This is a genomic window from Virgibacillus natechei, assembly GCF_026013645.1.
Taxonomy (GTDB): domain Bacteria; phylum Bacillota; class Bacilli; order Bacillales; family Amphibacillaceae; genus Virgibacillus_L; species Virgibacillus_L natechei.
In genome coordinates, this window is the sequence record NZ_CP110224.1 from 2,624,567 (window position 1) to 2,648,114 (window position 23,548).

Here is a 23,548-nt window from a genome sequence, read left to right on the forward strand (position 1 = left end):
TAGTGGAAAATTGTATTTTCAGGTACCTATGACTGTGTAATATATAAAATCAATTAATCTTTTAATGGGTCAACACTAAAATCTATGGTTGATAATAATGAAAAAATATGGTAATGAGACTAGCTAGCGGAGGAAAAACACGGAGACTCCTGTGGGAAAGCGCAGTGGGAAGACCCCACAGGAAAAAAGCGAACTTCTTTTTTCCGAGGAGGCTGAGCTCAAGCCCACGGAAAGCGTAGTGTTTTTCCGCAGCGGCACTATAATTTATAATTACAGCTAGTTTGTCAACAATAGATTTTGGTGAAGAGCCCTTTTAATTATGTTATATTTTCTCCCGCACATCCTGCATCATTACATCTACTAACGCTTCCTGATAACCCGCCTTGCCATGCCGCTCCATCGCATCTGCAACCATTCGTAAATCTTCTTGTACAATGCCGCTTAATTTTACCAATCGTTTCTGATCCAATTGCTTTACAGGTTCACTTTGTTGATAGGATTTTAGATCCATACGCCATAATTTCACATTGTCTGGATACCGAGCCAATAACCGTTGTGCCATACCAAGTCCTTCTGGATCAAAATCACCTGCATAATGCAATGTGCACCCCTCTTCTGTTAACAAGTCCATCAACATTAGTGCCGCTAGCATTCCTGTAGAACGTTAAATTTCAGGTTGGAAAAAAATAGAGCTCCTCGATAAGATGAATTTACACACAAAGAAATCAACTTAGGAGGAAGCTCTACATGAAGTATAAAATGCAAGACAAACAAAATCAACTTATAGAAAGAATATCAGACCAACATCTAGTCGTTGGAGTGGATATTGCACAACAATTCCATGTAGCTCGTGCTGTAAATTACAGAGGTATTGTGATTGGTGATCCTCTCACTTTTGAAAATGATGAGACTGGGTTTACTAGATTACAAGAATGGATGAACGAATTAAAAGATTCAAAAGGTTATCGTACCGAAATTGTTGGGATGGAACCTACCGGACATTATTGGTTAAATTTATCCAAATGGCTGTATGATCAACGTATTGACGTCGTAACGGTTAATCCTCATAATGTTAAAAGGAATAAGGAAAATCGAGATAACACGCAATCGAAAAGTGATAAGAAAGATGCTCTCGTCATCGCTGATATGGTGAAGAATGGATACTATTCTAGTATACATCCAACTTCAGAGGCTTTCGAAAAACTAAGAGTACTAATGTCTAACCGTGACGTAATCGTTAAACGACTTGTCAGTTCCGTTAACCAAATAAATCGTTGGGTAGATATTGTCTTCCCTGAACTTAGAGAAGTGTTTAAAGATGTAAAAGGGAAAGGTGCAATCGCAACTCTTCGCCTATTTCCTACACCAAATGAATTACGTTCGATGGAACCCCAGGATATTATTAAAGGTTGGAAAACGTTAATGAAACGACAACCTGGTTTAAAAAAAGCACAATCTTTAATTCGACTAGCTAAAAGTTCTGTTGGTACCATCCAAGCACTTGATGCATATAAACTACACCTAGAACAATTACTTGAAGAGTTTGATCTCGCTACAACCCAACTTGAAAAGGTTGAAAAAGAAGCAGCTGATGCACTGGAACAAATTACTTTCGCTAATAAAATACTTGGCATGAAAGGAATTACTAAAATTACGCTAGGAGGCATTATAGGTGAAGCTGGTGATTTAAGTAAGTTCGCCCATGGTAATTCTTTATTGCGACATGCAGGATTAAACTTAGCGGAAGCTAGCTCAGGGAAATGGAAAGGGCAAATTGTCATTTCTAAACGTGGAAGATCTCGTCTAAGGCGTTACCTGTTCCTAGCCACCATGAGTCTAGTGGCAAACAACCCTGAATTTAAAGAACTTCATGCCCACAATGTTAAAGTAAAAAAGATGAAAAAAATGAAATCTATCATGAAACTGATTGGTAAGTTTGCGAGATTATTAGTAGGAATTGCCCGAAGTAATAAGCCTTATTGTCCTGAAAAACTAGCAGCATAACTACCAGTTAAATTGAATGATTTTTAATAAAACAGAAATAGACTAAAATTTAATATTAGTATCATAGTGAATGTTGGCTTATTCGTAGGATCTCAAAGAAAGCACGGAGTACTGGAATACTTAAACAAAAGGGCACTGACCCATTCCGTTAGCAAAACCGGCCTCCACCCCTTGGATAGGCGTGACGAAGGAATGAGAGGGCAATAGACCCGTTGAGACATGGGAGGGTAAGCCTCCAGGGGCGGCGTGGAGAATGCGTGCAGTATATTTTTTAGAATATTTGGAGTTTATGACTCCTTTATTCCCGCATGCCTTCATGTAGCCTTTATTATCAACACTTATTCCATTTATCCGTTATTGTACTGAAAAGTGGTTTGAAATCCTGCGAATAAGCGAGCATTTACGAGTAAATTGAATCTATCTGAGGGAGTTTAAATTGACCGTTTGTACAGATAATTGGTATTGCAGGTTCATAATCGAGTAAGGTCGAACAAACTCCTGAATTTTCGACAATCCAAACGTCATTCCCTTTTGCTGGATAAACGCGATCCAGTGAAACAAGTTCACGTAGTGGCAGGTTTTGTACCGTATTGCATTCCGCTGCAGCCTTCCATACTGGGTGAACACTACCATCAGTCTTCTCCGCACAAAAGTTAGCACATGTAACAAAATTTAATAAATCATCACGATAAATGTGATAGTGCTGCAACATTTCGTTCACCGCTTCGGTAGTTGAAGGAACAACAGCAACAGAATCACCTGAATCATTCGACCAATCCACTGCTAATACATGCAGGAACAGTTTCCCTAAATCTGCATCAATATCAAAAGCATGCGGATTTCCAGCGATTCGCTGACTGAACATCGGTAGACGCTCGGCCGTTTCTGGTAATGCACGATACGCATGCGCCAAAACCGTTACCAATTGTGTAGCAATTTCAGATTCCAACTTGGATGCTGCTTGTATTTTTTCCTGAGCAGCTTTTTCCTCTTTGGTAAATCGTTTTTTAGATTCCATAAGATAATCAGCTTTTTCAGCCAGTTGATACTCATTATAGGTATGGTACCGTTTAACCACCTTATTCAACGCTTCTTGTTCACGCTCAAGCTGTTCAATTTGCTGTTTGGTTTGATCCATATGTTCAATCGTATCCGATAGGTGTCGTAGATCCTCATCCGTCAAAGGCGGGAGCGCTGCTTCTAAAATGTCATAAATAGCGGTCGGCCGAAATTCCTTCGACAACTTTGGACTGCGTAATTGGATCAGAAGCTTAATCAAATCTTCATAGGCTTCCATTGTTTCAAAGCCAAATATATACTTATTTACCAGTTTCATATATTCGCCCTGTGTTCGTACAACTTGTCCGCCATTATCTATTCTGTTCTCTAATTGAACCCTGGATAGCGGAATCTGCTGCTTTTCTCCTGCATTATTCTCTACTTCATATAACTTAAAATCCTTACCAATTCGCCTATTATCTGTGATTGCAAATCCCCAGAAATTCATTGTTTTATGACGGCGAGCTTGCAACCCAATTCCAGTAGTTAGGTATTGATTCGTATCTTCCCGTTTGTATTCAATAAATAAATAAATAACCAGTACGCTCATCCCGGTCAACAATATCCTTTTCACCCAGTAGGTAATCCTCCATTTTTCTTGCTCGCGAACCAAATGGGTCTAGTCGATCGGGTGATTTTTTACCATCAAGCAAAACAGGTAGTAAACTTTGCATGGTTACGGATTTACCCGAACCATTACTACCACGCAACAATAATTTCCCATCTGCAAAATCGAATATTTCGTCGTCATAATACCAAAAATTCAATAACCCAGCGCGATTCATTTTCCATTTATTATGTTTTTCCATTTAGGATGTCCCCCTCTTCAGCAAAATCTTTCGGATACGTTCCGGAAATGCGTCCAAATAACGTTTTTATTAAATAGGCATCAGTTATCGCTTCTTTCTCCAGCATTTCCCAGTCATACAATAAATTGATTAGTTCGTTTGTTGTGCTTACAATCGACCCTTCTCGGTAGTGTTTGCTCCACCCTTTGCCATAAAGTATAACCGTTCAAATTCTTTCTTCTCTAACGAACCACCAAAACAGATCCACCTTTTTTCATATCTTGTAACATTCGTTCAAACTCAACTGTATAAGGAGTTGTTTGGTAGCGAAAACGCTTTTTCTTAAATTCTTCAATCGTCTTTGAACGTCCCATTTCTTGACGTGCAACCAAATTATTCCACATGACAAGCTGGTCTAAATCCTGGTGAAGTTGCTCCTCCGTGTAACCATCAAACCCTTGTGATTCAATCAGGTGTGCATATATTTCTTCAGGGAAAAGGAATTCACGCATTCGCTCATGCTGGATATAAAAATAACGCAGAATTGCTCGATAGCTCCAAGCCTTATCTGCTGTTAAATAACTCGCTTCCGTCACTTTTTTAAACGGTTGTGCTTGCATATGTTGTTCACCTACATTTTTCGACTTTCTTCTATTGTAAGTTGTGGATGGGAATATGTCTATGGATGGCATGTGATAACTTTTTCCATGAAAAGGATTGTGAGCGAAGTGAAGAAATGCAAGGAGGGTGAAAAGAGAGCTACTATACGAAAAAAACAGAGCGCCTCGGTGGTTACCCCCAAAAGTTAGAGTTTTATTATGCAGCTGATTGGATGGATTGAGTTCGGTACTCAACTGGACTCAATCCATCCATTTTTTCTTTTGAACGTTCATGATTGTACCAGTAGATATATTCTTCAATCCGTCTTTTTAATTCTTCATAGCTTACTAATTCTTCCCCATAATACATTTCTTGCTTTAAAATCCCAAAGAAATTCTCTATCGGCGCATTATCTGCGCAGGTTGCTTTGCGTGACATACTTTGAAATACGTTGTTCTTTTTTAATGTTCTCACCCATTGATTGTGCTGATAGTGCCAACCTTGATCAGAATGGATGGTGGTCCGATAGGTTGCACGACTTTTTATTATCTCTATCGTTTCTTTTAAAGGTTTCATGACAAGATCTAATGTTGGACGTTTCTTGATTTCAAACGCAATAATTTCTCGGTTATAAAGATCAAGAATTGGATTTAAATATAATTTCTCTTCGCCTAGACATTTGAATTCCGTAATGTCGGTTACTAATTTTTGAAGGGGGATTGGTGTGCTGAAACGACGTGCTAGTCGGTTTTTCGCTACTTTCCCTACGTTCCCTTTGTAGGAATTGTATTTACGGGATTTGCGCATAAACTTTACACATTTTAACCCCAATTCTTGCATCAGGCGATACACTTTTTTATGATTAATACAATGTCCTAATTTCTTTAATTCTTTCGTAATTCGTTTATATCCATAACGTTCATGAAACTTCTTAAACAGGTTTGTAATGAGTTCTTTTAGTTCTGTTTCCGAATCTTCTTTCTCAAAGTTTTTGACATGGTAGTGATAGGTTGCTTCAGGAATATCCACTGCTACGAGAATATCCTTTAATCTGAATCCTTCTTGTTTGAGCTCGAATGCCAGCTTTGCTTGAACTTTTCGTGGAAGGCATTCGGATTTTCCCGAAAAGCTTTTAGCTTTTTTAGATACGCGTTTTCTAGCCTTAGTAGTTCATTCTCATGTTTCAACTCTTCTTCACGCGTTAAATTCTTCTCGTCTTTCTTCTTAGGTTTATTGTGTTTCTTAGACATAGAAGGTCGCCCCTTTGATTTTGGTCTCAGGCCTTCTATTCCTTGTTCATTAAATACTTTCATCCAATGGTTAATTAATGAAGGATTGTTCAATTTAAATTGATCAGCAGTTTCCTGATAAGAAGCACCTGTCTCTAACATAAATTGTACAGTATCTAATTTAAATTGAACAGAGTATGCTTCTTTCCTTTTTCTTCGTTTTAAACCCTCCATCCCTTGAGTTTTAGAGGCTCTTACCCAATCTTGTAATGGTGTTTGAGAAGGCATATTGTATTTTTTTGCCAATAATTTATATCCCAGATTCCCATGCAAATACTCAGTGACAAGTTTAATTTTAAATTCTTCACTATATTTAGCCATAAAAACACCCCCGAAAGTTAGATTTTTCTACTCTAACTTTCGGGGGTCAGTACCCTCCTATTAAGAGGGCATGCTCTGTTTGATTTGTAAGATTTAATGAGGATATTTGTCACTGTATCTAATGTAGCTGTTGGTGATCCAAGTCCACTCTCGCTCCACCTATTTACCCTGCTCGTGTAAAATATTCCCCGCCAATGCATATAACACAGCATAGGTTACAAAATGGGAAGAATTGTCATTTGTATCCTGTTGCGGGTACACTTCCACGTAATCCATACCGCGAATTCCAAGCTTAGCGAATTCATGTACGAGCTCTAATAGTTCAAAGGAAGTTACGCCATTTCCGTCGACTGGACCGCCTGGGTTAAAGGCAAAATCAAGCACATCACTGCAGATACTTAGATAAACAGCTTCCGTTCCTTTACTCGCAATTTCATATGCTTTTCGGGCTAACGCTGGCAAATCATTTTCATTCCCAGACTTACGAATATCCCTTACTGAAATCGTTGTCGCGCCAACCTCTTGCGCATATTTTCCTGTTTCAGGCTTGTTACGCGGCCCGTGAATTCCCATGTGGACAATGCTTTCATTACGGACACTTTCACTTTCATATATGCGGTGAAATGGGGTGCTGCGCGCGTATAAATCACCTTCGTAATCTGGATGATTATCATAATGGGCATCCAAATGTATGATCCCGACCTGTCCGTCGATCTCTTCACTTAACGCCTTCACAATCGGGTATGTAATGCCGTGATCGCCACCAAAGGCTACCGGGAATTTATCTGTTTTCCAAACATTACTTGCAAAATTTTCAATCCGGGTCATCGTTTCAATCGTATCTGCAGGAACCACATCGACATCGCCTAGATCCCCCATTGTGTATTTTTCAAATACATCCATATGATTTAATTCCGGTAAATACCCTGAATAACGTGCTGAATTCAGACGAATCACTTTCGGACCTAGTTCTGCACCCGTATAGTCCCCCCATGTTACAGCACCTTCCCAAGGAACCCCGTATATTAGAACATCTCTATCGCTTGTACTATCATCTTTCAAATTAACTTTTTTACCACCTAAAAAACAAGGTGTATTGCCATATATTCTATCTTGACTCATGTTGTATCACTCCTAAGATTAGTTTACATCAGTTACTTTATCGTATTCTTCTTTAATTTCGTCTGAGACTCCTGCTCCAATAAGGTTAACACGGGTGAGGGAAAATTTCATTAAATAGAAAATGCTAATGTTTCTTGGCATTATGAGAGGTGGTTTAATTTTACAATGCTCTCATTTCCTCAATTTATAATTCTATAATATAAAACTCTAAAAATTGGACTTTCCATACTTATTGAGTATAGGTAGAAAAAGATTTATGATAGATTCAGGAGGTTTTTTTTAATGGGAAAGCGTAAGAAGAGGAAAAATAATTCGAGTACACCCAGACATAAACGACTCAAACGGTCTTCGCGACTTCAGGCTGCCAGGCATTGGATTCCGAAATACGAGGGGAAAGATCTTGTAAAAGGATATAGCAAACATTTCGCAGTGAATAAATTTTGTGCTGTGAAGGAATTAGAAATGCTCGGCCATACATTTAAGGGTACATATAAGCAAAAATTGAAGGACGCTGAGATTCAAAAGCAGCGAGAAGCTGAAAAACGTAATGCTGCTAAAAAGCAAAAACGACACCCTAATGGATATCGCTTTATCTATCCCTTAATAGCCCCTTCTGTCATTCCCTTCGAAATCCGTCTTTGGAAAATCGCGTAAAGAACGATAACCGGAACAATGGCTATTACGAGACTAGCAAACAATGTACCCCAGGCATTCGTATATTGGGCTTCACTGCTGATAAAATCAATCGCTAATGCCAATGTGTAATTCTCACTACTTTGCAGAAAAATCAAGGCCATGAAATATTCATTCCAGAATTGAATACTATTCATAATCGTAACCGTAATAATTCCTGACATACTGAGTGGCATGATTATTTTTAGCAGTATCCCATATGGAGACATTCCATCGATTGCTGCAGCTTCTTCCAATGATTTAGGTATGGTACTCAAAAAACTCGTAAGGACAAAAATAGTGAATGGAAGCTGACTTACCGCGTAAACGATTGCCAATCCAACTATATTATCAAGCAAGTTGAATTCCATCAACAGAAAGAACAACGGAATCCACCCAAGTACCATCGGAATCATCATCGCCGAAACATACAATATGAATAAAAAGTTACTACCACGAAACTTCATGCGCTCAATTGCATACGCCGTCGGAATAGCAAGCACCAACGTTAATAGCGCACCTACAAAAGTCACAATCAAACTATTAAATACACTTGTATCAATATTATAATTGGTCCATGCATCGGCAAAATTTTGAAAGCTAAAGGATTCAGGAAAACCCCACGGATTTCTATAGATCTCCGCATTCGATTTGAAAGAACCTAGAAACATCCAGAAAATGGGATATAATACTGCTATGGTCCAGAGAATAAGCGGAATACGTATTCCTGCTTTTCCTAGAATTTCACCTATACTACGCTTCACGATTTTTCCCTCCTTCCCTTTTATTTTTTTAATGTGCGTGTTCAAAAAGAAGGATAAAAAGGTCATCCTCTTTATGTTCGAATTCTAGTATTCTACTTTGTCTCTTCGCATGAGCAATTGTAAAATGAACACCGTAATTAAGGAGAGGATTAAAATCATTACTCCAATTGCGGTTCCATAACCAAAGTTATATTGCACAAATGCTTGTTGGTAAAGGTAAGAACCCATTACGTGTGTAGAATTATTAGGCCCGCCACCAGTCATTACCTGCACAATAATAAAGGAACCATTTAACGTGGTGATGACGATGTAAAGAACAGAAATTTTAACCTGCGGCCATACAAGTGGCAACGTCACTTTCCAAAATTGCTTCCAGCCATTTGCCCCATCAATCTCAGCCGCTTCATAATAACTTTTCGATATATTCGCAATACCACCCATAAGCATTAACATAAACAAACCAATACCAGCCCATATCGACGGTAAAACCAGACTTGGCAGTGCCCATGTTTCACTACCTAACCAAGGCCGCGTCCAACTTTCTAATCCAAGAAACTCTAGACCCGAATTAACTAAACCTAAGTTTGGATTATAAATGAATGTCCAAAGTATACCAATTACGACGACCGACATAATGTTCGGAAAGAAAAAGACGATGCGATAAAAAGGCGCCTCCTTTATTTTCATTTGCGTTAAAGCAACGGCAAAGAACATGGCGAGTATCATAATACCAATAATCTTCGTTACCACTAGAAAATAATCATGAATTATTGTATTTGGTATAATTGCATCATTTATTAACCGTATGTAATTCTCTATTCCAATGTATTCCATATTTGCTGATGAACCTGAAAAATCAAAGAAGGAATAGTACAACCCGCTAAACAAAGGATAGAGTGTAAAGATAGAAAACATAATAAAAGTCGGAACTAAACAAAAGGCCAGAAACATATATTTTTGTTTTTTAGACTGTACCATTCAATCACCCTTTTCTATAAAGTAAACCTTCATTCAGTGGGGATACTCCCATGAAAATAAATCACTTTCATCATTATGGTAAAGTTTCCACTCTTGATTGGCTGTCCGTTAAACCTGCAAATGTAAAACGAATGAAACGGTATGGAATATAAGGCGGTGGACAAAACGACCTTCACATTCCATATCCCCTCTTCATTTACTTAATCTCGATATTCTGCAGCTGCTGCTTCCGCTGCTTCTGTAAATTCTTCTGCACTCATATTACCGAGCATCAGAGACATTAAGGCATCTCCAATTGGTGTTTCCAAATCCGAACTCATCGGATGTGGCATCTCATAAATTTGTACTTGTTCTGGATCATTAATCATCTCATTCGCTTCGATCAAATAAGAAGGAACATTTTCATTTTCCGTTAAATCAACATCAGAAATATTCATAATTGCTCCCGTGTGTTCCGAGAATGACATAGCGTATTCTCTTGAAAATGCAAATTCTACAAAGGCCTTTGCAGCTTCAGGATTCTCCGCTTCTTCTGCAATTGCTAATGGACGTAAATCGGGAACAATTCCATACGGCTCACCCGCATCCTGCATTGGTGATGGAATAAATCCATATTCAAATCCTTCAGGTACATCATCTTCCATTTCATTTGGAAGCCAGAACCCTACTGGAACAAAGGCATTTTCTTGAAGCAAGAAGTTCATTTGGGATTGTGTATGGTTTAATGCTCCTAATCCTGAATCAAACATACCTTCCTGTTGCATTTGTTCAACTTTTTCCATGGTTTCTAGTACTGCATCACTCGTCCATGCCCCTTCTGCACCCGTAATTAGATCGTGTAGCAACTCATCGCCTCCAGCTGCACCAAATGCTGGTTGAAGCATGCCACGTAGGAAGTAATACGGATGTTCACCACTCGTGACAAAAGGTTCAATTTCTTCCCCTGTTTTGATTTCCTCCATGGAATTCATGAAGCTGTCAAAATCAGTTGGAACTTCATAGCCCTCTTCTTCAAATAATGCTTTGTCATACCAAGTACCCCAAGCATCAAACACCAAAGGTAATGTATACATTTCACCGTCAAATTTTCCTGGCTCAACAATAAAACTATCTAATAATGCGCTACCATCTTCCAACTCAATTTCTTCTGCCCACTCCGTTAAATTCATCAATTGCCCATCTTCTACCATTTGTGTTTCACTTGAACCGGCACCGTCAATATAAACGACATCAGGTGGATCTTCAGAAATCCAACGTGTACGCATCTCATCGTTAATATTTGGACCTGCATGTTCTGTAATGGTTACATCTGGATATTCCGCCTCAAAATCAGCAATAACTTCCTTCCACCATGAATCTCCATACCCACCAACAAAGTATTGAATCTCTAATTCCCCAGCTATTTCTCCATCTCCGCCTTCGTCACTATTCGATGTTTCCTCTGATCCACCATTTTCTTCTGTTCCTGATGCTTCTTCATCATCTGATGAACATGCCGCTATTAATGCCAACAATAGAACTGCAATTAATAGAAACAATGAACGCCCTTTGAATAATTTCTTCACTTTATTCGCCCCCTTTTCATTAGACTCTTGTCATATTAAAATATATGACTAAAGTCTGGGGAGCATGCCTTTAATTTGGAATTAACTTTTAATAGGAATATTGTTATAGAAAATCTGATATGTAAAGGAAGAGGAAATATAAATAAAGTGCTGACACCTTTTCCAGTCAGCACTTTATTTAGTCAATGATTCTATTCCAAATCTCCATAATGGATCATTTCAATAGAATTATTCTTAAACCAATTTATTATTCTTTTATTTACTAGAACTTCTAACTCATTCATTCTGTCATCTGTATAACTACTTCTCCTATATAACCATGCATCTAAAAACCCAGGATGACACATCACTTCCGTAACCCCTGGCTTTACGTCGGAAAACGTCTTTATTAAATGATCATTTACTATCGTTTCGGATCCATAGAAATCATAGTTAAAATAATCGGTAGTCAACACATTATCTATTGTTTGTTCAGAGAATGAGCGTATAGGAAGCTTGTATTCTTCAGCTACTTCCCCAACGGCCTCTAATGCACACGGTATATGGAGATGCATGTGATGGTGACTGTCGATATGGGTAACATTAATACCCCATTTATATAATAAATCTAGTTGTGCCTCAAGTTCTATTTTCACATCACGTTTAGTAGCAGATTGCACAAGTTCTTCTCCCTTTAAAAAGAAGCCTCTATGGTCTGTCAAACTATTAACCGAAGAAGAAACAGACTGACCCATATCCAAAACCAGATGCAAACCTATCCCTAGATTTCCATATTCTTCTGTCATTGCATCCTCCACACTCTGTTTTGCAAATTCTGTATTAACCATTGCAGTTGTACTCGTTATGATACCTTTCTGATGTCCATAAAGAATTCCGGATGATACGCCAGGTGTCAAACCGTAATCATCTGCATTTATTATTACCTTTGTTGTAGATTTATTCAAATTCTTTTCACCTCATTCTTTCTTTTATATATAAACGAAAGTGCTAACCCAAATGGTCAGCACAATTAGCTTTATTCTATATAAACCTGAACACTTATTATAAAAAATGATCAATCGCTTGTCGCACATAACCGTTATTATATGTGATCGCCTCTTTCGCTTTTGAATAAGTAACATCAGCTTCGATCATAACGATTGCAGGTTTTACTTCACAGTTTGTCTGTTTAAGAACCTTTTCTGCTTCTTCATATGAAATATTTGTTGCTTCCATTGTCGTTCGTTTTGCACGCTCGATTAATTTATAATTACTTGCATGTACATCAACCATCAAATTCTCATGAACTTTGCCCAATTTAACCATAGTAGTTGTACTAATCATATTTAGAACCATTTTATGAGCTGTAGCTGCTTTCATACGAGTAGAACCAGTCAATACTTCTGGCCCAACAACTACCTCAATTTCGCAATCGGCAAACTCGCTAATCAATGAATCCTTATTACAAGATAATGATATTGTATAAGCTCCCAGACTCCTGGCATATTTTAATGCACCAATTGGATAGGGGGTTCTGCCACTGGCTGTTATACCAAGAACAATATCCTTATTTGTAATATCTTTTGCTTTAAGATCCTTTTCCCCCTGTACTTCTAAATCTTCAGTACCTTCGACTGAATTGAAGAAAGCATCATTCCCACCAGCCATAATCGTCTGTACCATATCTGAAGGTGTCATAAATGTAGGGGGGCATTCGGATGCATCAATTACCCCTAATCTCCCACTTGTTCCTGCGCCAATATAGAATAACCGCCCACCATTGTTCAGAGCCTTACAGACCTGCTCAACAGCAATTTCTATCTGGGGTAATACACCTTCTACAGCTAGCGCTACTTTTTTATCTTCATTGTTAATTGTTTGTAAAACTTCCATTGTGTTCATCTGATCCAAATTCATACTATTTGGATTTCGTTGTTCAGTTGTCAGTTGGGATAATTCTATTTTCATGTTGATCTCCTCGTCTATCAGTATATTATTAGGCATTACGTCGATTCATATAGTAAATACTGATTACGCACTTGCGTAATCCATGTATTCAATTCGTCGATCCAGGAATCAATAATTTCATCAACAGGCTTATGCTCCAGAATCAGTTTTGGTACTTCTGTGTTACCAATAATATAGGAGTAATTGGCATGCATTTCAAACTTATCTGGATTCTGATTTCTTATAGCATCAACTAAATGGAGACCTAGTGATACTAAATCAATCTGTGAGGGATCCTCAATATGCACTTGAACTCCTCCAACTAATCTACCTTCATAGTCGCCGTGCATCGGCGTATAATATATTGATCTGAAAGTGACCCCAGCAATATTACGACTATTCATTTCTTTCTGCAGTTTTTCACCATTAACCCAAGGAGCACCTACGAACTCAAATGGTTTTGTAGTACCTATACCTGTAGAAAGTGTTGTGTTGCCTAGTAATTCAGTCCCTGTATATAAGTATGCACTTTCCTGTGTCGGTATGTTAGGGGACGTCATTACCCAAGGAAGACTTGTATCTCTGAAAAACATGGTACGCTTCCAACCCTTCATTTTGGAAACCTTTAAATCCACACCCATGCTATACTCTTGATTCCACATGGTGGCAAGTTCACCTATTGTTAAACCATGACGAACTGGTAATAGAAATCTCCCCATAAAACTAACTGTATCTTCAGACCGAAGTGGTCCTTCTACCCTTATACCACCAATTGGATTTGGCCGGTCTAATACAATGATTTCTTTATCAAATTCAGCTGCTGCTTCCATAGCGAAACCAAGGGTATAAATGTAGGTATAAACATTTGAGCCGATATCCTGAATATCAAATAATAATACATCTACATCGTTCAACATTTCCTTACTTGGTACCCATGTAGATCCATATAAACTGTATACAGGTAAGCCTGTTGCTTCATCCATGTATGATTCTACATGTTCTCCACCTTCTTGATTACCCCTGATACCGTGCTCAGGTCCATATAAGGTAGTTAAATTAACAGCTTTATGTTCATGCAATAAATCAATATCACTTGTTAAATGACGATCCACTCCAGTCGGATTTGTTATTAGTCCAACTTTTTTATCTTTCACCCAATCTAAATGTTCCTTTAAAAAGACATCAATACCAGGAATTACGCTGTTTTTAGTATCATTATGCCCTTCTAATTTTGAAGCAGATAATGATATTTCTTCTACCACAAAAACACTCCTCATTTAGTATAGTTAAACGCTTCGGTTACAATCTTTTTCTTCTATATTTTTGTGCAGGTTGACACGAATTAGGAATCTCCATCTATACGTTCAATGGAATTGTGGAAGAAAATCACGATTTTCTTTTAATATGTCATCAAGTATCGGTTTGGCAACATCTACAGAAGTAACTAATGGATGAACGGTTAACGCTTGTAATGCAATATCATAATCTCCATTAAATGCAGCTTCTACTGTTAGTTCTTCATAAGCTTTTACCACTTGCAATAATCCACGGATGTGCGGCTCAGGTTGTTTATCAATTTGGACCGGGTGGGCTCCTTCTGCATCAATAACACAGTTAACCTCAACGGAGACATCGTTATTTAAACAAGTCAATATTCCTTTATTTTCTATATTAACCGTTTGGATATCCTTTTTATTATTATAAATAGACGTGATAAGGTTAACGGCTGCCAAGGAATAGTAGGCTCCACCTCGTTTTTCTAACTGTTTCGGCTTATGATTTAAAACAGGATCCTTATATAGTTCAAAAAGCTCCTTTTCAATTCCCATTACCACTTCGGCTCGTGTTCCTTTTGTTTCTAGGGAGTCCAATTCTTCATTGAGCATCTTATCACTCATATAATAATAACGAAGGTAGCCACATGGAAGGGAACCAAGTGAGCGTAAGAAATCCCGGTCCCATCCAAAATCAGGGATATTCTTAACATTTAACCCTTCTGTACCAGGAGACTTATTCAGAATTTCTTCAAGGATATCTTTGCCTTTGACTTGAATTTTTGTTGTCCAATTCAAATGATTAATCCCAACCCATTCTATGTCTACGTTAGAAACATCAGTATTTGTCATCTTTGCAATTTGCATATTTGTGCCAATAGGTAGGTTACATAAGCCAATACTTTTGACGTTCGAATACTTAATAACAGCCTCTGTGACTAGTCCAGCTGGATTCGTGAAATTTATTAGAAACGCTTTCGGAGCTAATTCTTCTATTTCTTTACATATATCCAAAATGACAGGGATTGTACGTAAGGCTTTAGCAAACCCTCCAGCGCCTGTAGTTTCTTGACCTACACATTTATAGGTTAAAGGAATCCTTTCATCACGAGCACGAGCTTCTAAAAGACCGACTCTAATCTGAGTAGTGATAAAATCAGCATTTCTAATTGCTTCCTTTCGATTCATCGTTAAATGAATACGAATAGGTAATCCCGCTTCTTCAACCATGCGTTTTGCTAATGCTCCAACGATATCAAGTTTTTCCCTTCCTTCTTCAACATCTACTAAAAACAGATCTCGAATAGATAATTCATGGTACCGATGGATAAACCCTTCAATCAATTCTGGTGTATAGGAAGATCCACCGCCTATTACAGCGATTTTTAATTGTTTCCTCGTCATGATTGATACCCTCCATATGAAATGAATTTATTCAAAATGGTATCATCGGCTTCAATAGAAAGCTTATCCATAGCTAATAAAACCGAACCATATACCGGTTCCATTTCTAAGTTAATTAATTCATAATCGGCATTCTCATCTTGTATCGTTTTCTTAAGCATTTCAAAAAGAGCTGGGTTCTTCCCTTCCTGCAAAACAGAACCCACGAGGATAATTGGAATTGTTTCACCATCGAAACCACCTAACCTCTTGATAACGGAATTGGCCGCAATTCCTAATTCCCACCCAACCTTTTTCAGAATATTCATTGCTACCAAGTCCCCTTTATCTGCTGCACGATGAAGAATTAATGTGACTTCAAATGGCACTTTTTCATTTAAATTATCTATATAATAGTTATACAATTCTTCTATATTCTGATACCCTAGCTCTCTTGGTATCATTTCCGTTAAAAGGGTACGTTCACCGCGATATTCCCAGGAACGGATGGCCGCACGAAATGCTTCATCAGCCATAAAGGCACCTCCAGCACCATCACCAAATCGATAGCCAAAACCACCAGTTTGTACTGTCTTTCCATTTTTTGTTTTACCTGCAGCATTCGTTCCAGCACCGCATACGAGCACAACTCCTGTATTCGTAGGGCTTCCAGCTCTAATCCCCTCTAGGGCATCAGATACTACATCCCAATTTTCAAATGGTAATTTTGCTAAGGAGGCTTTGAGAATCTTATAATCTTTCTCTCTATCTGCCCCAGCCAATCCAAATTGTGCGAAGCTAATATCACCCGATTGCAGACCGCCTTCGTTAAGAGCTTGGTCTACAGCGGATTGTATGTTTTCTAGAAATCTATCAACTCCTACACCCTGGTGATTTCCATTTCCTGAAATGCCATGTCCGATTCGATTTCCTTTTTCATCAACGATTACTGCATACGTTTTACTATTTCCACCATCTACACCAAGTATATATCTCAATATGCTTTTCTCCTAACTTACAACTTATTAACCCTGAAAAACCCCCATTTCCAAGGTGTTGTATTTAACACTATTAGCCTTTGACTGCACCTTTCATAACACCCGAAATAAAATACCTTTGAAGGAAAAGGAAGAATAGTACTACTGGAATCATCGAAATAATTGCCCCAGCTGCAATTAAACGCCAATCTGAAGTAAATGTACCAGAAAGCATATTTAAACCAAGTGGAAGTGTGTACATGTCTTGGTCACTTACAATTATTAATGGCCACAGGAAATCTCCCCATGCTGAGATAAATGTAAAAATTGCCAGTGTAACCATCGAAGGTTTAACGAGCGGCATCAATATTCTAAACCAAATTTGAAAGCTATTAGCTCCATCTATCCTTGCCGACTCATCTAATTCCTTAGGTATCACAGTGAATGCCTGACGCATTAAAAACACGCCAAACGCAGTTGTTATATGTGGTAGAACCATACCTGCGTATGTATTACCAAGCCCAAGATTTAAAGACATAATATAAATCGGTATCATTAAAAGTTGGAACGGTATCATCATCGTACTAAGAATTAAGATAAATATGATATTTTTTCCCTTAAAATACATCCTCGCAAGCGGGTATGCGGCCAATGAACAAAATAAAACGTTAAAAATGACAGTTAATACTGTTACTATTGTACTGTTAAACAAGTATCTCCAAAACGGAAAGGTTTCCATTACTTTAACAAAGTTAGTAAACGTCACTTGATCTGGAATTAATTTAGGAGGATATTGAAATATATTCTCACCGCCGGATTTCAGTGCTGTTGAAAGAAGCCATATAAACGGGCCTAACATAAATAAAGTAATGAAAATTAAAAGTAAATATATCAGTAACTTCTTCGATACACTCCATAGTTTTCTAGTTATTGTTTTTTCATCATTTTTAACAGAAGATAAAGCCATATTATCCCACCTCCTTACCTAATATTCCCTTTTTTCCCCATAACTTTCAGATTAATAATTGATAGAATTAGTGTGAATATAAATAATATAACCCCAGCTGCACTTGCATAACCCATATTTAAATTACTAAAAGCCTCTGTATATATATAAAACACTAATGTTTCAGAACTGTGAAGCGGTCCCCCACCTGTCATGACATAAATTTCCTCAAAAACTTTCATTGCAGAAATGGAAGACATAATCGATACGACTAATACAAATGGCATCAACATTGGAATCGTTATACGTGTTACTTGTTGCCACCAGTTTGCTCCGTCTATTTTAGCTGCCTCATAAAGATCTGAAGGAATGGATTGTAACCCGGCCAAATAGATAATCATGTAATATCCTAAACCTTTCCAAACCGTAACAACCATTACAGCGAACAGAGCTGTAGATGTTGAAGTCAACCACCCTATTGGTTCCGTGATAATCCCCACAACTTCAAGCGCATAGTTTAACAAACCATGTTCCTTATACACCCAATCCCATGCTATACCTGCAACAACTAATGATGTAACAACAGGTATAAAAAAAGCTGAGCGAAAAAAGGATATCCCTTTGATATTCTGGTTTACTAACACTGCTAGAAAAATAGGAATAATTACCAGCGCTGGCACAACTCCGATTAAATAAATAAACGTATTCATTAGTGTTTGCCAAAATAAATCATCTTGAAGTAGGTTCTCATAATTTTCTAATCCGATAAATGTTGCATCTTCAATCATATTAAATTCGGTAAGACTTAACCATATCGCTTGCAGCATCGGATAAAAAATAAATGCACCTAAAATTATGCAACCTGGAATCAAAAATAAATAAGGTGTTAATTTCTGTCTCTTCATGAAATTCCCTCCCTTTTTCAGGAGATCCAACAAAATTTGCCTCTTCTCCGATATAAACTTAATAAACTTACAATCTGTTTATCGAAAGGATAGGGGAAATACCCCTACCCTTTCGCTTTCCATATTACTCAGCTACTATTTCGTTCCATTTCTCTTCTGTTTCAGCTAACGCCTCTTCTGGTGATAACTCACCAAGCATCGCCTTGGAAAACCCATCATACATTACTGTTTGTAATTCATTCAGGTTATCCATTGGTGGAACAAGCAACTCAGCATCTGGTAATTGTTCGGCCGATGTAATTCTCACTAGTTCTAATGGATCTGCGTCTTCAGGTGGATCTGTGAAATAAGGATCTTCTAGAGCTTCGGTTGAAGAAGGTAGAATTGGTGTGAGTTGAGCAAATTCCAACTGATTTTCTGCGCTCGTAATAAACAGTCCGAAATCAACTGCTGCTTCCTGGTGCTCACTTTGTTCAGGAACAACTAGATTTTGTACACTCATGGTTTTTTTACCTGAGTCTCCAGTTATTGCCACGGATGGTACAGTTGAATCATAAATGTCCGGTGCGTTTTCTTCAATTTCTGCTATGAAAAAGTTAACTCCAAACGCAACTTGGCCTGACTGGTAAAAGTTAGTACCCTCTCGCTGATCACCAGTTAAGGACTCAGCTGGAATCAAATTATTCTCATATAATTCCGTAAAGTACTCAAATACTTCAACACCATCTGGAGTATTGAAAGCTGCAGTTCCATCTTCATTTGTCAATGGTACACCCATCAGTTCCATGTGTTGCAACGGCAAAGAAAGATCAAGTGATGGGAAGTATCCGTATTTATCTGTTTCTTCACTTATAATTTCTGCATATTCCTTCGCTTCTTCGTATGTCTCTGGAGGTTGGCTTGGATCTAAACCGGCTTCTTCATAAATATCAGCGTTATTTAAGGTGACTGCAGTATCAAGATACCATGGAATGCCGAAAGTCTCTCCATCTAATTGACTTGCCTCCCAGGCCCCTTCAACATATCGATCAATTTCCTCGTCTGAAAGTGCTTCATCCATATTTACAGTTGCATCTAGTTCAGCTAGACTTCCGCCAAACGATGGATTTAAATTTACGAGATCTGGAGCATTGCCAGCACTTACATCAGCTAATATCTTCTGTTCAAGATCACCTGCTGGAACATCCAACCAATTTATCGTTATATTTGGATTATCAGCTTCAAAGTCATCTATCATTCCATTAATATAGTCAGTAAATGTTGGCTGTAATTGCATGGTCCAAAATTCAAGCGTTATTTCCTCATCTTCGCCACTGTCTGAGCCTGACGTTTCAGTCGAATCATCATTACAAGCAGCAAGAAAAACCATTGCTGCAATCAAAAACATAAAGAAAATTAATTGATTCCTTTTCATTTTTCTGTCCCCCTAATTATTTATTTGACATTTTAAATACTGCCTTACTCTCTAACTTTTCTAGGATCACCCCCTTTATGTATATAATAAATGGGCCTGTCTACGTTTCATAAACCAAGTTGCATAATCCTGCCACTCCTGACTTATTTCGGAAACTGGTCTCCCAAGTTCAATATCATAGCGATATGTAGAGTTACCCCATAACAGATCAATAAAATAATCATTTCCTGTTTTAACCCAACTAAATTTAGTTGGATAAAGTTTTCTCGTTTGATCAATGATATGCAGTCCTATTTCTGTAGGGACAATACTTCTTTGATTCGTTAGATGGATTTCAACTCCTTCAACTGTTACATCTTGATGCTTGGAAAGTGATGGCTTAAACATAACCGGGCGAAACCGAACACCAGGAAGTCCTATTTCATTCAACACATTAGAAAGTTTCTCCCCATTAATCCACGGAGCACCAATCCATCGAAATGGCATTGCAGTCCCTCTGCCTTCTGATAAGTTGGTTCCTTCTATAAAAGCGGTTCCGGGATAAAGCAAGCATGATTCAAAATCCGGAATGTTTTGAGAGGGTGGCACCCAAGAAAGATCAGTGTCCGAAAAAAGCCAATCTCTTTTCCACCCTTCAACTTTAACAATGTCAAGATCCACATCTAGGCCATTTTCAAATTTGTATAAACTAGCCAGCTCTCCAATCGTCATACCATGTCGAATAGGTAGATCATAATCTCCTACAAATGAATGATAGTTACCTTCAATTCCTCCCCCTTCTATTATGGTTCCACCTAGCGGATTTGGACGATCTAATATAACAAGCGGCACACCTACTTGTGAAGCTGTTTTCATTACACGAAACATCGTTGAAATATACGTGTAAAATCTGACACCAACATCCTGAAATTCCATTATTAAAACGTCGATGTTATTCAATAAGCAAGGATCCATATTTTTTTCCTTATCATATAGGCTTATGATATCAATACCAGTCTTTCTATCGACCTCATTAGCTATCAATTCCCCAGCCTTCCCTACACCGTAAAAACCATGCTCTGGCGCGAATAGTTTTTCTATGTTCGCACCCCTTTCTATCAATCTATCTATTGTTCTTTCAAAATTTAGGTTGATTCCAGTATAATTGGTGACCATTCCGATCCTTGAATCCTTCCATAAAGAGTCGTAAGCATCAGTAAACAGATTTTCATTTCCTAATTTCATAAGCTACTTATTTCTCCTCTCAAATCTTATTCGGTTATGCTTGCAGTGACAGCATTGTGAAATATCCTTCTTAAATTGGAAATAGATCCGTTTCTTCCAAGGTGCACGCTGTTCGTTAATAGTACAACAAACAAATCTGTGTCTGGATCGATCCATATGCTAGTACCAGTAAATCCAGTATGACCATATGAATATGCTGAAAACAAATCACCTGACGCATCAAGTTCGTCACCTTTCAAAGCCCACCCAAGCCCCCTATTCCCACCGAGCACATTCGTATGATTTTGAATCGCTCTTTCAACAGTTACTGGTGAAAATATAAAATTATTACCTAATTTTCCTTTGTTCAACCACATTCGAGCATATTGCGCTAAATCACCCACAGTAGAAAACAAACCCGCGTGTCCACTTACACCACCAAGAGCATTGGCATGTTCATCATGAACTTCTCCCCACTGATAACGCCCAAGATCATTTCGATATTCCGTAGCCGCAATTTGATTTTTCAGATATTTCGGAGGACAAAAATAGCTATCGGACATCCCTAAAGGTAATAAAAGATAATCTTTCGCCGCTATATCTAGCGGTCTGTCTAAAATCATTGAAATGATCTCTCCAAGTATGATAAAACCGAGATCACTGTAGACAACTCTTTTTCCTGGTTCCGCCTCAACTTCTTGAGAATAAATATATTGCTTAATTTCATCTGGATGCCAGTTTGTAAAATTTTTGTTGACACCTGGCTTTAAGCCAGATGTATGGGTCAATAAATGTTTAATTGTCACAAGAGATTTTTTCCCCTCTTTGAACGCTGAAATAAAAGTGGATACAGGTTCATTCAATTCAATTAAACCTTGTTCTACAAGTCTTAAAATGAGAGGCATGGTAACAACCACTTTTGTTAGAGATGCACAATCAAAGATCGTATCCATATTAACAGGATGTTTATCAGCACCGTCCAGCCTTATGTAACCATCTGTAAAGCTATCGACTACATAATCACCGCGCCCTACAATAGCTGCCGCCCCTGGAATCTTTGCGTTTTCTATTTCACGGGACAAAATTGAAAAAGCATGCTTTAACCTTCCTTCATCCATACCAACGTTGCTTGGAGTTTCCTTGGATAATTCTCGCATTACATGAACACCCTTATCATCTAAGTCTCATTTCATTTCTTTAAGCACTTTTATTCAGTCATGGTTTAGCTTACTAATAAATTGATATATTCAAATAAATGAATGCCCTTTCAAAAAATGTTATACCTTTAACTTTTTAGGGATTAAATCCTATTTCAATTTCATTATATTTCAATTGAAATAATTTTGCAACATTATATTGGAATTTTGTTATAAAATTTCAGTTTTCACAAAAACTACTATATTAACCTTTCATCTACTTATTAGAAAACTTGGCATACCAAATCCTTTTAATGTATTTCTCCTTATTTTTGCTTAGGCAAACAGGAAATTCCTATGCTTTCCTATCTGCCAAAAAAGCAATAGCGTCTCTTGTTTTGTCTAAGTGCATAATCGTTTCATCATACTCGATAGAAGCTAGACTCATAAATAAAATATCAATAACATGAAGCTGCGCAATTCGTGAAGATGTTGCTCCACTTCGAAATGTTGCTTCTTTCGCTGCTGAAGTGTGTAATTGGATGTCAGAAAACGGACTAACTAACGAATTTCCATATTTTGTTATACTTATTGTTGTTGTGTTTTTGTTATGGGCAAGTTCAAGGAGTTTTGCTGCTTCCTGCGTGTTGCCGGAAAAAGAAATACCAACCACGACGTCACCCGGACCTTTGTTGGCGATTGATGTGGCCGCCATGTGTACATCTGAGAATGAAAATACATTTTTATTTATCCGCATGAATTTTTGTTCCGCATCTCTGGCAGCAATATAGGATGCTCCAAACCCAATAAATATAATTGACTTTGCATTGGTTAGAGCTGACACTGCCTTTTCTAGATTCTGTTCACTCATAATATCTACTGTTTCTTTCACGGTCTGGATCGTATTCGATGTAACTTTATCGATAATACTTCTGTATTCTTCATTTGGTTCAATATCGCGATGATCGTCGACTGATTCAACTCGCAAATCCCCTGCTACACGGATCTTCAGTTCCTGAAATCCACTCAAACCAAGAGACTTACACAGACGTATCACTGCCGCACTACTCGTTTGGCTCTTTTCCCCCAGACTTAATGCCGTCAATAAGATAGATTCCTCAGGGTTATTCAAAATATAATCTGCTATTTTTCTCTCCGATGGTGGTAAGCTACTTACCATTTCCTTCAAAATTACGAGCCCGCCTGTATGAGACATCCCATC

At 37.9% G+C, this 23,548-nt stretch carries 20 protein-coding genes and 3 pseudogenes; 2 read left to right on the plus strand and 21 right to left on the minus strand.

Going from position 1 to position 23,548, the window contains the following annotated elements; translation table 11 throughout:
* Positions 1-322: 322 nt before the first annotated feature.
* On the minus strand, positions 323-652 hold the full coding sequence (locus OLD84_RS13590) for a DUF2399 domain-containing protein (RefSeq protein ID WP_319961229.1): 330 nt from the start codon (positions 650-652) through the stop codon (positions 323-325).
* A gap of 95 nt (positions 653-747) precedes the next feature.
* Between OLD84_RS13590 and OLD84_RS13595 the strand changes: the two genes are divergently transcribed.
* Positions 748-2,004 (plus strand): IS110 family RNA-guided transposase, encoded by a 1,257-nt coding sequence (locus OLD84_RS13595; RefSeq protein ID WP_209464290.1) that lies wholly within the window; start codon positions 748-750, stop codon positions 2,002-2,004.
* A gap of 400 nt (positions 2,005-2,404) precedes the next feature.
* On the opposite strand, the gene OLD84_RS13600 is transcribed toward OLD84_RS13595, so the two are convergent.
* The 6 genes and pseudogenes from OLD84_RS13600 to OLD84_RS13625 all read right to left on the minus strand — a co-directional run bounded on the left by OLD84_RS13600 (position 2,405) and on the right by OLD84_RS13625 (position 7,183).
* Positions 2,405-2,716 carry a DUF2399 domain-containing protein gene (locus OLD84_RS13600; RefSeq protein WP_245301667.1) on the minus strand — a complete coding sequence of 104 codons (312 nt, stop codon included), beginning with the start codon at positions 2,714-2,716 and terminating at the stop codon, positions 2,405-2,407.
* Positions 2,717-3,848: pseudogene (locus OLD84_RS13605) on the minus strand (TIGR02679 domain-containing protein); the annotation flags it as partial.
* Between the two features lie 219 nt (positions 3,849-4,067).
* Positions 4,068-4,471: pseudogene (locus tag OLD84_RS13610) on the minus strand (DUF2397 family protein); the annotation flags it as partial.
* A gap of 196 nt (positions 4,472-4,667) precedes the next feature.
* Positions 4,668-5,552: pseudogene (locus OLD84_RS13615) on the minus strand (IS3 family transposase); the annotation flags it as partial.
* Positions 5,498-6,061, minus strand: a complete 564-nt coding sequence (locus OLD84_RS13620; protein ID WP_319961232.1) for a transposase — start codon at positions 6,059-6,061, stop codon at positions 5,498-5,500. The pseudogene OLD84_RS13615 and the gene OLD84_RS13620, both read right to left, overlap by 55 nt.
* 159 nt (positions 6,062-6,220) lie before the next feature.
* Positions 6,221-7,183, minus strand: coding sequence for an agmatinase family protein (locus tag OLD84_RS13625; protein ID WP_209464591.1), 963 nt, complete (start codon positions 7,181-7,183; stop codon positions 6,221-6,223).
* 282 nt (positions 7,184-7,465) lie between these two features.
* Between OLD84_RS13625 and OLD84_RS13630 the strand changes: the two genes are divergently transcribed.
* Positions 7,466-7,837, plus strand: a complete 372-nt coding sequence (locus OLD84_RS13630) for a hypothetical protein (protein WP_209464590.1) — start codon at positions 7,466-7,468, stop codon at positions 7,835-7,837.
* Here the strand turns inward: OLD84_RS13630 and OLD84_RS13635 are convergent.
* The 14 genes from OLD84_RS13635 to OLD84_RS13700 all read right to left on the minus strand — a co-directional run bounded on the left by OLD84_RS13635 (position 7,777) and on the right by OLD84_RS13700 (position 23,542).
* The gene (locus OLD84_RS13635) at positions 7,777-8,619 is read right to left on the minus strand and encodes a carbohydrate ABC transporter permease (protein WP_209464589.1); all 843 of its coding nucleotides are present in this window, start codon (positions 8,617-8,619) and stop codon (positions 7,777-7,779) included. The genes OLD84_RS13630 and OLD84_RS13635 overlap by 61 nt on opposite strands.
* Positions 8,620-8,703: 84 nt before the next feature.
* Entirely contained in the window at positions 8,704-9,597 is an 894-nt protein-coding gene (locus tag OLD84_RS13640) for a carbohydrate ABC transporter permease (RefSeq protein ID WP_209464588.1), read from the minus strand.
* A gap of 200 nt (positions 9,598-9,797) precedes the next feature.
* Positions 9,798-11,162 (minus strand): ABC transporter substrate-binding protein, encoded by a 1,365-nt coding sequence (locus OLD84_RS13645; RefSeq protein WP_209464587.1) that lies wholly within the window; start codon positions 11,160-11,162, stop codon positions 9,798-9,800.
* A 191-nt stretch (positions 11,163-11,353) separates the two neighbouring features.
* Positions 11,354-12,106, minus strand: a complete 753-nt coding sequence (locus OLD84_RS13650; protein ID WP_209464586.1) for a ChbG/HpnK family deacetylase — start codon at positions 12,104-12,106, stop codon at positions 11,354-11,356.
* A gap of 97 nt (positions 12,107-12,203) precedes the next feature.
* Positions 12,204-13,109 (minus strand): N-acetylmuramic acid 6-phosphate etherase, encoded by a 906-nt coding sequence (gene murQ / locus OLD84_RS13655; protein WP_209464585.1) that lies wholly within the window; start codon positions 13,107-13,109, stop codon positions 12,204-12,206.
* 35 nt (positions 13,110-13,144) lie between these two features.
* Positions 13,145-14,350, minus strand: coding sequence for an exo-beta-N-acetylmuramidase NamZ family protein (locus tag OLD84_RS13660; protein ID WP_209464584.1), 1,206 nt, complete (start codon positions 14,348-14,350; stop codon positions 13,145-13,147).
* A 102-nt stretch (positions 14,351-14,452) separates the two neighbouring features.
* Positions 14,453-15,766 carry a 6-phospho-beta-glucosidase gene (locus OLD84_RS13665; RefSeq protein WP_209464583.1) on the minus strand — a complete coding sequence of 438 codons (1,314 nt, stop codon included), beginning with the start codon at positions 15,764-15,766 and terminating at the stop codon, positions 14,453-14,455.
* Positions 15,763-16,743 carry an N-acetylglucosamine kinase gene (locus tag OLD84_RS13670; protein ID WP_209464582.1) on the minus strand — a complete coding sequence of 327 codons (981 nt, stop codon included), beginning with the start codon at positions 16,741-16,743 and terminating at the stop codon, positions 15,763-15,765. The genes OLD84_RS13665 and OLD84_RS13670 overlap by 4 nt, the downstream gene beginning before the upstream one ends.
* A 73-nt stretch (positions 16,744-16,816) precedes the next feature.
* Positions 16,817-17,689 (minus strand): carbohydrate ABC transporter permease, encoded by an 873-nt coding sequence (locus OLD84_RS13675; RefSeq protein WP_209464581.1) that lies wholly within the window; start codon positions 17,687-17,689, stop codon positions 16,817-16,819.
* Between the two features lie 14 nt (positions 17,690-17,703).
* Entirely contained in the window at positions 17,704-18,573 is an 870-nt protein-coding gene (locus OLD84_RS13680) for a carbohydrate ABC transporter permease (protein WP_209464580.1), read from the minus strand.
* A gap of 124 nt (positions 18,574-18,697) precedes the next feature.
* Positions 18,698-19,987, minus strand: a complete 1,290-nt coding sequence (locus OLD84_RS13685; RefSeq protein ID WP_209464579.1) for an ABC transporter substrate-binding protein — start codon at positions 19,985-19,987, stop codon at positions 18,698-18,700.
* 75 nt (positions 19,988-20,062) lie between these two features.
* On the minus strand, positions 20,063-21,211 hold the full coding sequence (locus tag OLD84_RS13690; protein WP_209464578.1) for an exo-beta-N-acetylmuramidase NamZ family protein: 1,149 nt from the start codon (positions 21,209-21,211) through the stop codon (positions 20,063-20,065).
* Between the two features lie 26 nt (positions 21,212-21,237).
* Complete coding sequence (locus OLD84_RS13695) at positions 21,238-22,347, minus strand: serine hydrolase domain-containing protein (RefSeq protein WP_245301698.1); 1,110 nt, start codon at positions 22,345-22,347, stop codon at positions 21,238-21,240.
* Between the two features lie 334 nt (positions 22,348-22,681).
* Positions 22,682-23,542 carry a MurR/RpiR family transcriptional regulator gene (locus OLD84_RS13700; protein WP_209464575.1) on the minus strand — a complete coding sequence of 287 codons (861 nt, stop codon included), beginning with the start codon at positions 23,540-23,542 and terminating at the stop codon, positions 22,682-22,684.
* Positions 23,543-23,548: the final 6 nt, after the last annotated feature.